We start from the raw sequence: 14935 nt of genomic DNA on the forward strand, positions 1-14935 counted from the left end.
TTATATCGCCGGTTCTTCGGTCATATCTTCTGTTTCTTTATCCTGTGAAGCCTTGCGCCGTTCGGCGGCAAATTCCGATATTGCATTGCCGCTGGCATTCAGCATAGGAAAACTATTTGATTGGGTCATCCATTCGGGCTTTTCCGCATCGCCGCCATTAAATAATTCAACCACCATCAATAATAATAGGAAGATTAAGGTCGCGCCAATTAACCCCTTTATAACGCCAAAACCAAAACCCAAAACGCGGTCAACCGGCCCCAAAACCGATGCCTTTGTTCGTGTGCCCATTTTGCGCGCAACCAATTTGCCAAGCCCAAATGAAATCGCGACCAATAATATAAAGGCAAGCATTGCAGCGCCAGATTGCGTGCCCACTGGATCGGTTAAATATTCCGATAGGGGCGTGTGGAACAAGCGCACGGCAAAAATCATGGCCACCCATGATATTAAGGCCAAAACCTCATGCACAAAACCGCGCATAAAACCATAAATGCCGCCAAAACCAAGCAGGGAGAAAGTAAAAATGTCCAACGCCGTCATCAAAATATTCCCAAAAACTTTATCATAAACCCTGTCCATATCGCCCAAGCATATGGGTATCAAGCAGGCATCAATAAATTGACGATTATTTTATATAAATGCCCATTGGGATAGGTAAAATGAACAAGAACAGAATAGACGTCCGAAAAATATTAGCCCTATTGCAACATATGCCGCGTTAATTCGCCCAATGTGGCAAAATATCGCATGTCCATTTTCTTGCCCGCATCGGCTTTTGCTGGAACCCATGCCGCATCAAAACCCAATTTTGCCGCCTCTTTCAGCCGAATATTGCTGTGGGAAACGGGCCGCACCTCGCCCGATAATGACAATTCACCAAAAATGATGGAGGCCACGGGCAATGGCCGTTCACTAAATGCCGAAACCAAAGCAGCCGCCACCGCCATATCTGCCGCTGTGTCGGAAATTTTATACCCGCCCGCGACGTTCAAATATACCTCGACATTGGCAAAACTTAACCCGCATCGTGCCTCCAATATTGCCAAAATCATCGCCAATCGGGCGCTGTCCCACCCCACCACCGAACGGCGCGGCGTTGCGCCGGATGATAATCGCACGGTCAATGCCTGAATTTCCACTAAAACGGGGCGTGTCCCCTCCAATGCGGGAAAAATGGCCGCGCCCGAAATGGCGCTATCTCTGTCTGTCAAAAATAATGTGCTGGGGTTGGCAACCTCTACCAATCCGCCCTCTTGCATCGCAAAAACGCCAATTTCATCAGTGCCGCCAAAACGGTTTTTCACCGCGCGCATAATGCGATATTGATGGCTTCTTTCCCCTTCAAAAGACAGCACCGTGTCAACCATATGCTCCAAAACACGCGGGCCGGCAATATTGCCATCCTTTGTCACATGCCCCACCAATAATAAAGCGCATCCATTTTCCTTGGCGAAACGGATAAGTTCCTGTGACGATGCCCGCACCTGGCTGACCGTGCCGGGTGCACCCTCTATCAAATCGCTATGCATGGTTTGCACCGAATCTATAATCAATAAATCGGGAATATTCCCCCCGCGCAATGTTGTTAAAATATCGCGCACCGATGTCGCAGAGGCCAGCTGAACCGGCGCATCGGCAAGGCCAAGCCTGCGTGCGCGCAACCGCACCTGATCCACCGCTTCCTCGCCGGAAATATAAACGCAATTTTTACCCTGACGCGCCAATGCAGCACATGCCTGTAACAATAGGGTAGATTTGCCAATGCCTGGATCACCCGCGACCAACGTGGCCGAACCCGCCACCAATCCGCCGCCAATGGCCCGGTCCAATTCCTCCATACCAATTTTCATGCGTTCGGGTATGGCAATATCGCTATCCAATCCGGAAAGGGAGACAAGCCGCCCCCCCGCGCTTAAATCATGTTTTTGGGCAAATATTGTGACGGGCGCTTCTTCAACGATGCTGTTCCATTCGCCGCAATCATCACATTGCCCCTGCCACCGATTGCTGATGGATCCGCATTGCGAACAAATATATTTTTTCTTTACCTTTGCCATAGCAACCATATATCAGAACATAATAAGAACGCCAGTGGTAATTTATCTAATTTTTATATGATTTTTATGTCGGGCAGCAAGATGTCTTGCGCTTCTTTATTGTTGCTGTCACAAGATAATGATGCGCGAAAAAGAATTAAGACTTGCCCTTATCTGTTATGGCGGGGTCAGCCTGGCCATTTATATGCACGGTATTACGCGCGAGATTTGGCATTTATGCCGCGCCAGCCGTAATTTTCATGATGCCACCCCCATAAATGAGGGTAGCCAAGCAATTTATCGTTTATTATTGCATGATATTGAACAGGAAAGCGGCATTGCCATGCGCATCTTAACCGATATTGTCGCGGGCAGCAGCGCCGGCGGCATAAACGGTATTTTTTTAAGCCAAGCCATCACCACTGGCCAATCATTGGAACCATTAACCGATTTATGGTTAAGCAATGCGGATGTCGAAAAATTATTGGACCCCGATGCACGGCCATTTTCACGCTTTACCAAATTTTGGGCCACGCCAATTGCATGGTTATTATTGCGGCGGCGCGGCGGCGCGGTCCAACAAAATGTCGCCAAAGAAGCTAGGGATGAGGTTGCGGGCAAATTATCCTCCTTTGTTCGGGCGCGTTGGTTTGCCCCGCCTTTTGGCGGGATGGAGTTTTCTTCATTATTATTGGATGCGTTTCAGGCGATGGAAAATGGACCAAAAGGGCCAAGCCTGTTGCCACCGGCACAGCCGCTTGACCTGTTCGTGACGGCCACCGATTTTTACGGATATAAAACAACATTAAATTTGAACAGCCCTGCAAAGGTAAGCGAAAATGAACATCGTTTAACCATCCGTTTTTCGACCGTCGCCCAATTAAACGCGGATGATGCGGAAAATGACCATCATCTGCATTTGGGCCATCATGCCGAATTGGTGTTTGCCGCCCGCGCTACGGCCAGCTTTCCAGGAGCATTTCCGCCCATGACGGTGCGTGAAATTGACAATTTATCGACAAAACATAAATTATCATGGCCAAATCGTGATAATTTTCTGGCGCGCATTTTACCTGAATATAGCAGCAATAATAATTTGGAAAATGCCATTTTGGTCGATGGTTCAATTTTGGCAAACGCCCCGTTTATGCAGGCAATTGGCGCATTGCGAAATCGCCCCGCACGCAGGGAGGTGGACCGCCGATTTGTCTATATCGACCCAAAGCCGGGCATTGCATCCTTTCGGCCCAAAATTAACCGCACCGACGCAGATGAACTGGCGCAACATGGCCATCCATCAACGGGGCCCGGCTGGTTCGCCACCATTTTTGGCGCATCTTCCAATATACCGCGTGAACAACCGATTAGGGACAGTTTAGAGCTGATAAACGGGCGTTCAGACCGCATCATGCGGATGAAGGATATTACCGATAATTTGCAACATGAGGTGGAGCAATATGTTGAACAAATGGTGGGCCGCAATTTATTTATCAATCGGCCAACCGCCGCGCGATTAACAAAATGGCGGTTAAAGACACAGGATCAAAGCGCAAAATTGGCGGGAATTAGCTACCCCACCTATGGCCATTTGAAATTGGCGGGTATCGTCGATGATATGATTTCATTGGCGCGGCGGATTTTGCCCAGCGCAACCGAAGATCATTTTCAATCATTGCGCAGCGCCATTTGGACATATTTAAAAGAAAATGGCATGTCCTCTGTTTCGGGCAAATCCGGCGGGGCATCAAAAGAAATCATCGAATTTTTTATTCAGCATGATTTGCGATATCGCATCCGCAGAATGCGTTTTATGGCGCGTAAATTATCCGATGAGGTGGAGGCGAAAAGCACCGCCACATCGCCCAATATTGAACAAATGCATGATGTGATTTACCATATATTGGCGCTATATTTAGATCGCGAAACCGCGAATTTCCACGGGCCAGACATGGCCAAAATTGTGCAAAATGGTCCTGAAAACCCCCATGCATTTTTATCTGCTTTAATGCAAAAACGCGATTTACAATCAACCGATATTTTGGCCGATGAAATGATATGCGAGGGAATTGCCAATTTGGAGGATGAACAACGCCGCGCCATGATGTTTGGATATTTGGGATATCCCTTATATGATATTGCCACCCTGCCCCTGTTACAGGGTGAGGGGCTGGACGAATTTGACCCCATTAAAGTGGACCGGATTTCACCCGATGACGCCGTGGCGATTGAACCGGGCGGAACAATTGCCACATTAAAGGGGATAGAATTTAATAATTTTGGCGCATTTTTCAGCCGCACTTACCGTGAAAATGATTATTTATGGGGGCGGCTGCATGGCGCGGATCGATTGATTGACATTGTGTGTTCCACCCTGCCCCAAAATGCGCGTCCAAATGCATCAAAAATATTATTTTATAAATATGACGCCTTTATCGGCATATTGGATCAAGAACAAAAAAGATTGTCAAATATCCGCCCCAAAATGGCCGAAATTCGCGCAAAGGTTGAAAAAATGAGGGCCGAATTACCCATTGATTAAGCAATAATTGGCCGCAAATACGCGGCCATTTATCGGTAAAATTAAACGGTAAGATTAAACCACCACGCCTTATTTCGGCATCAGGCTTTTATACACGGCCTCAATAAAGGCATCGCCCTTTATAAATGCATTGGGGTTCACATCCCATTTTGCAGCAGGTTTCATCTCCTGAATTTCTTTCAACGATTTGCCCTCGGCAATCTGCTGGGTCACGACAGCGATGATACTGACCAACATTGCGCTATATTCCTGCAAATCCGCCTTATTTGCCATGGGGCCATGGCCGGGGATGATTTTGGTGTCATCATTTGCCAATTGCAGCGCCATTTCCGATGCACGCAACACACCATAAACATCGCCGCCGCTGCTTAAATCAATAAAGGGCAAGGTGACTTTATTGAAAAATAAATCACCCATATGAATTATATTGGCCTTTTCCCAATAAATGATGGAATCGCCATCGGTATGCCCATCCGGCATATGAATAACATGGATGACATCATCATTTAGGTGCAATTTTATGCCATCATCATATGTAATAACGGGCAATGCCGCCTTTGGACTAGCCGCAATAACCCGCTCGCCGCGCATTTGATCATTTGCCATGCGGATACGGACATTTTCATGCGCAAAAATAATCGCGCCGGCATTGCCGAAATTTTCATTGCCGCCGCTATGGTCGCCATGCCAATGGGTGTTGATTAAATATTTCACCTCATCCGCGCCCAAATCGGCCACCGCCTTTTTAATCGGGTCTGTCATATCGGCAAATTGATCGTCGATTAACACCGTGCCGTCCGCGCCATGGCTTACCGCAATATTGCCGCCGCGGCCAAATAGGACGGCGACATTGTCGGACAGTTTTTCAGTGGTGATTAACGGACCTTGCGCCTTTTCCTGATGAGCAGAGGCGATATGCGGGGCCAGCGAGACACCGGCCATCATGGCAAAAACAGAAATTTTTAGGGCCAATTTACGCATATCATTCTCCATCAATTTTTAATCTGTCAAATCATCCCAAATTTCTTTGACCTTGTCAAAAAAACCTTTGCTTTGTGGACATTCGCGTCCGGTTTCGGTTTCCTGAAACTCACATAGTAATTCACGTTGCCGCTCGGTTAAGCGTGTTGGGGTTTCCACATCAATTTGCACCACCAAATCGCCATGGCCATGCCCCTGAAGCACGGGCATACCCGCGCCTCTTTTACGCAAATGCTTGCCCGATTGCGTGCCCGCAGGGATTTTAATGACATGTTTTTCACCGTCAAGCCCTGGAATTTCAACCTCCCCGCCCAATGCAGCCTTGGTAAAGCTGACCGGGACATGGCAAAATAATGTCGTGCCTTCACGTTCAAACATTTTATGTTTTTTGACATGGATGAAAATATATAAATCGCCCGGCGCAGTGCCGCGCTGCCCCGCCTCGCCCTTGCCCGACAAACGCACTCTGGTGCCATTGTCAACGCCGGCGGGAATTTCCACATCCAAATTGCGGCGTACATCCACGCGCCCCTCGCCACGGCATTTGCGGCAGGGATCTTCGATTATTTCGCCCGTGCCATTACATGTTGGGCAAGTGCGCTCCACAACAAAGAAACCTTGCTGTGCGCGTACCTTGCCATGGCCGCCGCACATATTACAACCGCGAACGCCCGTTCCCTCGGCTGCGCCCGAACCGTCACATTCATCACATGCCTCGGCAACATCTATGGTGATTTCGCTTTTCACGCCATGAAAGGCTTGGTCTAGGCTTATTTCTAAATCATAACGTAAATCCGCGCCGCGTGCTGGCCCGCGCGAACGCCCGCCGCCCTGACCGCCGCCAAAAAAGCTTTCAAAAATATCGGCAAAATCGCCAAATCCTTGATGTGCACCATGATGGCCGCCACCGCCGCCTTGGGCTGCATTTTCATATGCTTCACGCCCATAACGATCATATGCCGCGCGTTTTTGCGGGTCTTTCAAACAATCATATGCTTGGTTAAGCGCCTTGAAACGCGCCTCTGCCTCTGCATCGCCAGGATTGCGGTCAGGATGATATTGCATCGCCATTTTGCGATAGGCGCTTTTCAACTGCTTATCATCGGCTGAACGCTCAACCTGTAATAATTCATAATAGTCGATGTTCAAACTCATAATCGACTTTCCCCTATATTCATCGATATAAAGCCTGCCAGAGGCCGCATCCCATTTGCGACAGGATGCTCTCTGACAGGCTTAATTTATGGGCAATGCCCAATTAGTCTTTTTTATCTTCATCTACTTCGGAAAATTCAGCATCGACAACATCGTCATCTTCTGCTGATTTTTCAGCAGCGCCTGCATCGGGTGATGCGCCGGCTTGCTGTTCCTGTTCATAAATGGCTTGGCCCATTTTCATGGCATTTTGTGCCAATGCTTCGGATTTTTCCTTCATCGCATCTGCATCGCCGCCTTCAATGGCAGATTTCAAATCGGCAAGGCCGGTTTCAATCTCCGCTTTTAATGAAGCGTCAATTTTATCGCCATGTTCTTCCAATTGTTTTTCCGTGGTATGGACCAGGCTTTCTGCATTATTTTTTGCCTCTGCTGCGGCACGGCGTGCCTTATCTTCTTCGGCAAATTTTTCTGCATCTTGGACCATTTGGTCAATATCGCTATCGCTCAAACCACCTGATGCTTGAATTTTAATCTGCTGCTCTTTACCCGTGCCCTTGTCCTTTGCGGTCACGCTGACAAGGCCGTTGGCGTCAATGTCAAATGTAACCTCAACTTGCGGAACGCCGCGCGGTGCGGGGGGAATGCCTACAAGGTCAAAATTGCCCAGCAATTTATTATCAGCCGCCATTTCACGCTCCCCTTGGAATACGCGAATGGTCACCGCATTTTGATTATCTTCGGCAGTGGAATAGGTTTGCGATTTTTTGGTTGGGATGGTGGTGTTACGGTCAATCATCCGTGTAAACACGCCGCCCAATGTTTCAATGCCAAGTGACAATGGCGTCACGTCAAGCAGCAACACATCCTTCACATCACCCTGCAGCACGCCCGCCTGAATGGCTGCGCCCATGGCAACCACTTCATCGGGGTTCACACCAGTATGCGGTTCTTTTCCGAAAAAGCTTTTCACCGTTTCGCGAACTTTGGGCATACGGGTCATGCCGCCAACCATCACCACTTCGTCAATTTCGGACGATTTCACCTTGGCATCGGCCATTGCTTTTTTGCATGGCTCAAGCGTGCGCTTAATCAAATCATCAACCAATTTTTCCAAATCGGTGCGGCTAATGGTTTTCACCAAATGCTTTGGTCCATTTTGATCGGCGGTAATGAAAGGCAGGTTGACCTCGGTCGTTTGCGCGGAAGAAAGCTCAATTTTTGCTTTTTCTGCTGCCTCTTTTAACCGTTGCAGAGCCAATTTATCTTTGGTCAGATCGATGCTTTCGGCTTTTTTGAAATCTTCGGCCAAAAATTCAACCAATTTGCTGTCAAAATCTTCACCGCCAAGGAAAGTATCACCATTGGTGGATTTTACCTCAAATACGCCGTCGCCTACTTCCAAAATGGAAATATCGAACGTACCGCCGCCAAGGTCATAAACCGCGATGGTTTTATTTTCGTCTTTGTCCAAACCATATGCCAAAGCGGCTGCGGTTGGCTCGTTAATGATGCGCAATACTTCCAAACCGGCAATTTGACCGGCATCTTTGGTTGCCTGACGCTGGGCATCATTAAAATATGCAGGAACGGTGATAACCGCCTGTGTAACGGTTTCACCCAAATAGGCCTCTGCCGTTTCCTTCATTTTTTGCAAAGTGAAGGCGGAAATTTGTGATGGCGAATATTTTTCGCTGCCTGCCTCAACCCATGCATCGCCATTTTTGCCTTTGACGATGTTATAAGGAACAAGCTCCATATCTTTTTTGGTCATCGGGTCTTCGAAACGACGGCCAATTAAACGCTTTACCGCAAAAATGGTGTTTTCCGGATTGGTCACTGCCTGACGTTTTGCAGGTTGACCGATAAGCCGCTCACCATCTTTGGCGAATGCGACAATGGATGGGGTGGTGCGTGCACCTTCTGAATTTTCGATAACTTTGGGTTTGCCGCCGTCCATAACAGCAACGCAGCTATTGGTTGTACCCAAATCAATTCCGATGACTTTTGCCATATGCTAAAACCTTCTACACTTAATTATATAATATGTTGGCGAGTAGTTGGCAGCCCCGAAAATCAGGCACCGCCCCCCGACAATGCATTGGCGATATAGGGGGCATTTTTCCTGAAACAAGATAGACATGATGGGAAAATGAAAAAAATCTCTCAAAATTCGAAAATTTTCCACTATATAGGGTATTGAAACGATAAATTTGATATTAAAGGATAGTTTTGCGATGCAAGTGATGAATATTTTCCGCCTATTTGTTCTCATCCTGGTGGCCTTTGCCCTGCAATCCTGTAGCCAGCCGAAACAATTAAATATTGTCGATGCATCGGTCCGCCTATCCCCGGTCGATAAAAATCCTTCCGCCTTATATTTCACCATTTTGGGCGGGGATCAGGATGATGAATTATTACATGTTTACACCCGCAGCGCGATCAGGACCGAAATGCATGAAAGCAAGATGGAAAATGGCATGATGTCGATGGAAAAGCTCAACACCGTGCCAGTGCCTGCGAAAAGCAAAATAGAGTTTAAACAGGGCGGCAAGCATGTCATGTTGTGGGGCATAAACTTAAAAGCACGCAAAATGGCGATGATTGAAATGCGTTTTTCCTTTGCCAGCGGCAAGGAATTGATTGTCGAAACGCCAGTAACCGAAATGAATGGCGAAAAACCTGATGAACGCAAGGAAATTGGGCTGTAATTTTTAGGCTATTTTATAATGTTCGCAAGGCAAAGTGGCCGATTATTAACATTTCAGGAAACCGCGCTGGTTCGGTCGGTCTTTGGCGATGCAATTGATACGGATAAAGTGCGTGTCCACCAAAGAAAATGGTGGTGGTTTCAACCAAAAAAAATAACCATGGCGCCCGACGGGCATTTATGGTTTCATCCAAAGGGTCAGCTTTTCTGCGATGATTTTTGCAATCAAAATTTGGCGCTTCAGGGGCATTTTATCCATGAAATGACCCATGTCTGGCAACATCAAAAGGGAATATTCCTGCCGCTTAAACGCCATCCATTTTGCCGATATGATTATAGCATAAAACCAGGATGGACATTGGAACGATATGGGTTGGAACAACAGGCCGAAATTGTCCGGCATATTTTCCTGTTAAGAAAGGGCTACCCCGTGCCCGGCGCGCCCCCGCTTTCCCATTATGATGGAATATTGCCTTTTTAATATTTGTTAAACAATGTCAGCTACTAAACGGCTATGAAGCATGATCCTATTGCCGTTGCAAATTCGGCCCCTGTCGCATCACAATATGCCCTACAAAACAAGGCGCAAACCCCTTTGCAAACCCCTGCGCAAACCCCTGTGCAAACTGCGGCATTGGTCGGTCCGCAATCATCGCCGCAACAGTCTGCAAATGCAGTAAAGCAAAGCGCGAGTCAGGCAGCAGTAAAAGCAGCGGTAAAACCTGCACCTAGGACGGCAAAATCGGCCAGCGCACCTTCGCTGGCAAAAAAGCCTGCGCCGTCTGCACGAACGGCAAATCCACCAAAGACATTAAGCGACGCCAAATTGCTTATTCTGCACTCACCGCTTTATACTGAACTACCCTATCGCATGTTATGCTTTAACGAAGTAAAAAATGGATCGCCCGTTTATTATGTTGCCGGGGTTGAAGGCGGCCCATGGAATTCGCAAAATGCGTTAAAAAAGGCACATGAAAAACATGGCGGCAATTGTTTTTACTGTAAAAAACCCGTTGGCATCAATGAATATTCAATCGATCATGTCGAGGCAAAACAAGCGGGAAATATCGGGCATTTACATAATTTGGTGATAGCACATAGATTATGCAATCAACGCAAGGGCGCTGATTTAATCGAATATTTTAATGCTGATGCTGGCGAAAAATGGCTGAAAGAAATTCAAAATCGTGTCAATATCCGCCTTGCCAATATTCAAAAGGGCAAGGCAGCAAAATAAAAAGGCGTAAATTTACGCCTTTTCATCTTCACCAAAGGACCACATGCGTTCCAAATTATAAAATGTGCGCACCTCTGGCCGGAAAATATGAACAATCACATCCTCCGCATCGACCAACACCCAATCGGCATTGGTCAATCCCTCAACCTTTGCGCTGCGGCCCGCCTTTTTAATGCGTTCCACCATTTTTTGCGCCATTGACGCCACCTGACGCGATGAACGGCCACTGGCCACCACCATATAATCGGCAATGCTGGTTTTTCCGGCAAGCGGAATTGAAACAATTTCTTCGCCCTTATCCTCATCCAAAGATGTCATGATAAGCGCGTGGAGTTCATCGGGTGAAATCACGGTTTTTGCCTTTGCTGCATCCAAATTCATGTCGGTCGCGGCGGAGTGAACGTCTGTCAAAATAAATCCCTAAATTTGTGAAATGTGGAGCAATGAGTCACGTATCTGCTTTTTCGCATATGCATCAAACCAGTGTGGATTGGCACGGCGAATCTGTGTCGCGGATCGCGGATCATCTTTATAGCGCAGGATAACAAGCGCAGGCAAACTCCATTTTGTCCAGTTTTTTCTATGGCTTGACCGTCGGACATAGGGCCTAAACCATGCCATGGCGGGAGACGTCATAGCTCCGCCTGTATAGCTTGGTCTTGCGATAACCGCAATCGGCAAGATTCGGGCAATATTGCGCCATGATTTCCACTGGTGAAATTGTTCCAAATTATCCGCGCCCATCACCCAAATAAATTGTTCTTTGGGATATTTTGCGACCAATTTGCGCAATGTATCAACCGTATAGCGTGTGCCAAATTGTTTTTCGATACTGGTTGCGACAATCCGGCTGTTACGGCTTTGTTGTTGGGCGCTGGCCATTCTGGCGGAAAGTGGCGCCATGTCCTTTCCCAACTTCAACGGATTGCCCGGACTGACCAACCACCACATTGCATCCAATTGCAGGCTGTTTATGGCAAATAAGCTGATGGAGCGGTGGCCGCCATGTGCGGGATTGAAACTCCCCCCCATCACGCCAATGGGCATTAAGGGCGCACCTGTCCGCTGCCCTGCACCACCCATTTATAGGTGGTTAACCCCTCCAAAGCTACCGGACCACGTGCGTGCAACCGTCCGGTGGCAATGCCAATTTCCGCGCCAAGGCCAAATTCACCGCCATCGGCAAATTGGGTGGATGCATTCACCATCACAATCGCGCTGTCCACACCGGCCACAAATTTATCCGCCGCGTCCTTATCATTGGTGATAATCGCATCTGTATGGCCCGAACTATGCCGTGAAATATGCTCCATCGCGCCATCAATACCGCGCACCAAACGGGCCGATAAAATCGCATCAAGATATTCGCTGTCCCAATCTTCATCAGTCGCGCCCACCCCACGTGGCTCAAGCTCTAACAAGGCATCATCAAGGCGAAGCTCGCACCCCTTATCCGCCAATGCGTTTAATAATTCGCTGGCATAGGGATAGTCCTGATCAATTAGCAAAGTCTCCATCGCGCCGCAAATACCGGTGCGGCGAAGCTTGCTATTCACCACAATATCCAACGCCATTTGGCGGTCCGCATCCTGATGCACAAATTGATGACAAATGCCGTCCAAATGCGCCAATACAGGCACTTTCGCCTGATCCTGCACCCGTGCGACCAAAGATTTGCCGCCGCGCGGAATGATTAAATCAATGCCGCCCTGCGCCGCCAACATATCGCCCACATATTTGCGGTCTTGAGACGGCATTAACTGCACCATATTGGGCGCGAAACCTGCATCATTTAACGCGCCATCAATGGCAGCAAAAATGGCGCGGTTACTATGCACCGCCTCACTCCCCCCACGAAGGATAACCGCATTGCCCGACATTAAACAAAGCGCGGCGGCGTCCGTCGTTACATTGGGGCGGCTTTCATAAATTATCCCAATCACACCAATGGGAATACGGCGGCGCTGCATCACCAATCCATTTGGCTGTGTCGCCTCATCAATCAATTGACCGACAGGATCATCTAATTTTGAAATATGGATAACGGCATTTATCATGCCCTCTATCCGCGCATCGTCAAGCATTAACCGGTCAAGCATCGCACCGCTTAATCCCGAAGCACGGCCCGATTCCACATCTTTTTCATTGGCCAATAATATATCTGATTTTTTATCGCCCAATGCCGCAGCAATGGTCAAAAGCGCACGTGCTTTATCCTGCGTGCTCATCAAAGCAAGCTGTTTTGAGGCGGTTTTTGCATTTTTCGTTAATATGTCAATCATGGATATTTATTGAACCTATATCTATATTTTTATTGAAATTCGTTATTTTGTGCAGTGCCACAAAGCAGATGAATGTGCAATCTTTGCGTCAATTATTGCATCAATTATTGCCGCGAACATCCCCCAATATATGCCCGATTTAGTGACAATTTTATGGCGCGATTCGCCATTTTTGCATTATTTTTTGACATCATTGTTAATTAAAATAGGTGTAATTTGTAAAAAATGTAACATTTCATCGCACCAACAATTCATTCTATCTGGAATCCGGCCCACGGATTCGCATGACTAGGTCCAAGCTGATATGACCCAAAAAAAAATTTGGGGTGGTCGCTTTTCATGGCAAATATAGATTTAAAAGAGCCGTTTCGCGTGCGCGTTAATAATGCAATTAACCGTGCCTTTGTGGACCGTGAGTTTTTCATGCGGTCAAATGGTCAAATTAAGTTCCTTAAATTTTCTGCAAAATTGCAAAAACGCATCTTTTTTTCGGTCAGCGCCCTGATTATCGCATGGTTGCTCATCACTTTATTTATGGCCGCCAATCAATATAGCGTGTCTTTGGAACGCATGGCATTGACCCAAAAAGAAGCAAAGGTGCAATCTGCGGAGGAACGTGTTTCCGATTATAAAGACAGCATTGACGATGTGGCCAAGGATATTAGCAAGCGCCAAGATATGTTGGACGCGCTTAGCCGCCAATATATGCAAGATATGCCAGAGGCGGAAAAAAGCGCAGCCCCCGCAAATGCCAATCAAAATGAATTATCCAAAAAAGTGGGCGCGATTATTCCCGAGGCAGCAGCATTGGCCGAAATTGAACAGCGCCAGATAAATTATGCCATTCGTTTAACAAAATTGGCACAATTGCGCGCCGCAAGAGCGGAAAAAGAAATTAAGAAATTTGGCCTAAACCCCCAGGCTTTCATGGACGATAATAAGGCGCAGGGCGGCCCGTTCATCGCATTTTTTGGTCAAAAAGAAACAGCGATTAAAGACCCACGTTTTGCCAAATTGGAAATCGCATTGGCGCGTATGAGCGCGATGGAGGATTTATTATCTTCCATCCCTTCATCCATGCCCGCCGTTGCCGCCGAAATGTCCAGCGGTTTCGGATTTCGCAGCGATCCATTTAATGGTCGCGGCGCTATGCATAGCGGCCTTGATTTTCGTGGGGCGCATGGCACACCCATTTTGGCCGCTGCCGACGGCGTGGTCAGCTTTGCCGGCGGGCAATCAGGATATGGCAACACGGTAGAGATTACCCATGCCAATGGTTTAATGACACGTTATGCACATTTAAGCGCAATAAATGTAAAGGTTGGACAAAAATTGTTGACCGGAACGCAAGTTGGTAAGATGGGTAGCACAGGACGGTCCACGGGAACGCATCTTCATTTTGAAGTGCGCGTCAATGGACAGGCAATCAATCCGCGTAAATTTTTGGAGGCTGGAAATAATGTTCTCAAAGTCAAAGGCAGCAACAGCGCAGGTAACAGCGCCAGTAAAGGCACAAAATAAAATGGGCAGTCATACATTTTCGGTCATTGCGTCCGATGTTGAAATTATCGGCAATTTATCCGCAAAGGTTGATTTGCACATTGATGGTAAAATTGAAGGCGATGTGCAATGTGGTGCACTGGTTCAGGGCAGCGACAGCATTATTAAAGGCAAAGTAACCGCCGAAAATGCGCGCTTGGCCGGTGTAGTGGAAGGATCAATTCACGCCCGCGACCTTATAATCGAGGCACAGGCCCGAATTCAGGGCGATGTGGTTTATGAAACATTGACCATTGAACAAGGCAGCAAGGTTGACGGCAAATTGCAACATGCCTCTGCCGGTGGTGCGCCCAATATTCATAAAGCAACCATCAATGCGCCAAAGGATGCATTGGATTTAGGCGGAAAAGAACAGGCCGCTTAACCAGCTTTTTGCAAGATAATCGTAAAGGGCGGCATTATTTGCCGCCTTTTTCATGCTCGCTATATTTT

At 47.6% G+C, this 14935-nt stretch carries 14 protein-coding genes; 6 read left to right on the forward strand and 8 right to left on the reverse strand.

Features of this window, described 5'->3' with window-relative positions; all coding sequences use genetic code 11:
* On the reverse strand, nucleotides 1–543 hold the full coding sequence (locus tag LPB140_RS10140) for a CvpA family protein (RefSeq protein WP_072560851.1): 543 nt from the start codon (nucleotides 541–543) through the stop codon (nucleotides 1–3).
* Between the two features lie 158 nt (nucleotides 544–701).
* On the reverse strand, nucleotides 702–2060 hold the full coding sequence (gene radA / locus LPB140_RS10145) for a DNA repair protein RadA (protein WP_072559729.1): 1359 nt from the start codon (nucleotides 2058–2060) through the stop codon (nucleotides 702–704).
* A gap of 121 nt (nucleotides 2061–2181) precedes the next feature.
* Between radA and LPB140_RS10150 the strand changes: the two genes are divergently transcribed.
* On the forward strand, nucleotides 2182–4578 hold the full coding sequence (locus LPB140_RS10150) for a patatin-like protein (protein ID WP_072560853.1): 2397 nt from the start codon (nucleotides 2182–2184) through the stop codon (nucleotides 4576–4578).
* Between the two features lie 69 nt (nucleotides 4579–4647).
* Here LPB140_RS10150 and LPB140_RS10155 read toward each other — a convergent pair whose 3' ends face one another.
* The 3 genes from LPB140_RS10155 to dnaK form a co-directional block, all read right to left on the reverse strand.
* Nucleotides 4648–5559 (reverse strand): MBL fold metallo-hydrolase, encoded by a 912-nt coding sequence (locus LPB140_RS10155; protein WP_072560856.1) that lies wholly within the window; start codon nucleotides 5557–5559, stop codon nucleotides 4648–4650.
* An 18-nt stretch (nucleotides 5560–5577) separates the two neighbouring features.
* Nucleotides 5578–6714, reverse strand: a complete 1137-nt coding sequence (gene dnaJ, locus LPB140_RS10160) for a molecular chaperone DnaJ (protein ID WP_072559730.1) — start codon at nucleotides 6712–6714, stop codon at nucleotides 5578–5580.
* A 103-nt stretch (nucleotides 6715–6817) separates the two neighbouring features.
* Nucleotides 6818–8728, reverse strand: coding sequence for a molecular chaperone DnaK (gene dnaK / locus LPB140_RS10165; protein ID WP_072559731.1), 1911 nt, complete (start codon nucleotides 8726–8728; stop codon nucleotides 6818–6820).
* 223 nt (nucleotides 8729–8951) lie between these two features.
* Between dnaK and LPB140_RS10170 the strand changes: the two genes are divergently transcribed.
* The 3 genes from LPB140_RS10170 to LPB140_RS10180 are packed head-to-tail and all read left to right on the forward strand — an operon-like array spanning nucleotide 8952 to nucleotide 10661.
* Nucleotides 8952–9425, forward strand: coding sequence for a copper chaperone PCu(A)C (locus LPB140_RS10170; protein ID WP_156874186.1), 474 nt, complete (start codon nucleotides 8952–8954; stop codon nucleotides 9423–9425).
* 18 nt (nucleotides 9426–9443) lie between these two features.
* The gene (locus LPB140_RS10175) at nucleotides 9444–9905 is read left to right on the forward strand and encodes a vgr related protein (RefSeq protein ID WP_072559733.1); all 462 of its coding nucleotides are present in this window, start codon (nucleotides 9444–9446) and stop codon (nucleotides 9903–9905) included.
* 33 nt (nucleotides 9906–9938) lie between these two features.
* The gene (locus LPB140_RS10180; protein ID WP_072559734.1) at nucleotides 9939–10661 is read left to right on the forward strand and encodes an HNH endonuclease; all 723 of its coding nucleotides are present in this window, start codon (nucleotides 9939–9941) and stop codon (nucleotides 10659–10661) included.
* A gap of 12 nt (nucleotides 10662–10673) precedes the next feature.
* On the opposite strand, the gene rsfS is transcribed toward LPB140_RS10180, so the two are convergent.
* From rsfS to LPB140_RS10195, 3 genes are read right to left on the reverse strand one after another with little or no spacing between them, the layout of a single operon-like run.
* On the reverse strand, nucleotides 10674–11042 hold the full coding sequence (rsfS, locus tag LPB140_RS10185) for a ribosome silencing factor (RefSeq protein ID WP_072559735.1): 369 nt from the start codon (nucleotides 11040–11042) through the stop codon (nucleotides 10674–10676).
* A 39-nt stretch (nucleotides 11043–11081) separates the two neighbouring features.
* Complete coding sequence (locus LPB140_RS10190; RefSeq protein WP_072559736.1) at nucleotides 11082–11744, reverse strand: nicotinate-nucleotide adenylyltransferase; 663 nt, start codon at nucleotides 11742–11744, stop codon at nucleotides 11082–11084.
* Nucleotides 11708–12943, reverse strand: a complete 1236-nt coding sequence (locus LPB140_RS10195) for a glutamate-5-semialdehyde dehydrogenase (protein WP_072559737.1) — start codon at nucleotides 12941–12943, stop codon at nucleotides 11708–11710. The genes LPB140_RS10190 and LPB140_RS10195 overlap by 37 nt, the downstream gene beginning before the upstream one ends.
* A gap of 339 nt (nucleotides 12944–13282) precedes the next feature.
* On the opposite strand from LPB140_RS10195, the gene LPB140_RS10200 reads away from it, so the two are divergent.
* On the forward strand, nucleotides 13283–14464 hold the full coding sequence (locus LPB140_RS10200; protein ID WP_232223394.1) for a M23 family metallopeptidase: 1182 nt from the start codon (nucleotides 13283–13285) through the stop codon (nucleotides 14462–14464).
* On the forward strand, nucleotides 14403–14867 hold the full coding sequence (locus tag LPB140_RS10205; RefSeq protein ID WP_072559738.1) for a bactofilin family protein: 465 nt from the start codon (nucleotides 14403–14405) through the stop codon (nucleotides 14865–14867). The genes LPB140_RS10200 and LPB140_RS10205 overlap by 62 nt, the downstream gene beginning before the upstream one ends.
* Nucleotides 14868–14935 lie beyond the last annotated feature (68 nt).

This window comes from Sphingorhabdus lutea, from assembly GCF_001889025.1.
GTDB lineage: Bacteria > Pseudomonadota > Alphaproteobacteria > Sphingomonadales > Sphingomonadaceae > Sphingorhabdus_B > Sphingorhabdus_B lutea.

What these genes read in the sequence shown, in the direction of transcription:
- LPB140_RS10180 (WP_072559734.1), top strand. Translation starts at nt 9,939, where the DNA reads ATGAAGCATGATCCTATTGCCGTTGCAAATTCGGCCCCTGTCGCATCA.
- LPB140_RS10150 (WP_072560853.1), top strand. Translation starts at nt 2,182, where the DNA reads ATGCGCGAAAAAGAATTAAGACTTGCCCTTATCTGTTATGGCGGGGTC.
- radA (WP_072559729.1), bottom strand. Translation starts at nt 2,060, where the DNA reads ATGGCAAAGGTAAAGAAAAAATATATTTGTTCGCAATGCGGATCCATC.
- LPB140_RS10190 (WP_072559736.1), bottom strand. Translation starts at nt 11,744, where the DNA reads ATGGGTGGTGCAGGGCAGCGGACAGGTGCGCCCTTAATGCCCATTGGC.
- LPB140_RS10200 (WP_232223394.1), top strand. Translation starts at nt 13,283, where the DNA reads ATGGCAAATATAGATTTAAAAGAGCCGTTTCGCGTGCGCGTTAATAAT.
- LPB140_RS10140 (WP_072560851.1), bottom strand. Translation starts at nt 543, where the DNA reads ATGACGGCGTTGGACATTTTTACTTTCTCCCTGCTTGGTTTTGGCGGC.
- LPB140_RS10195 (WP_072559737.1), bottom strand. Translation starts at nt 12,943, where the DNA reads ATGATTGACATATTAACGAAAAATGCAAAAACCGCCTCAAAACAGCTT.
- dnaJ (WP_072559730.1), bottom strand. Translation starts at nt 6,714, where the DNA reads ATGAGTTTGAACATCGACTATTATGAATTATTACAGGTTGAGCGTTCA.
- rsfS (WP_072559735.1), bottom strand. Translation starts at nt 11,042, where the DNA reads ATGAATTTGGATGCAGCAAAGGCAAAAACCGTGATTTCACCCGATGAA.
- LPB140_RS10205 (WP_072559738.1), top strand. Translation starts at nt 14,403, where the DNA reads ATGTTCTCAAAGTCAAAGGCAGCAACAGCGCAGGTAACAGCGCCAGTA.
- dnaK (WP_072559731.1), bottom strand. Translation starts at nt 8,728, where the DNA reads ATGGCAAAAGTCATCGGAATTGATTTGGGTACAACCAATAGCTGCGTT.
- LPB140_RS10155 (WP_072560856.1), bottom strand. Translation starts at nt 5,559, where the DNA reads ATGCGTAAATTGGCCCTAAAAATTTCTGTTTTTGCCATGATGGCCGGT.
- LPB140_RS10175 (WP_072559733.1), top strand. Translation starts at nt 9,444, where the DNA reads ATGTTCGCAAGGCAAAGTGGCCGATTATTAACATTTCAGGAAACCGCG.
- LPB140_RS10170 (WP_156874186.1), top strand. Translation starts at nt 8,952, where the DNA reads ATGCAAGTGATGAATATTTTCCGCCTATTTGTTCTCATCCTGGTGGCC.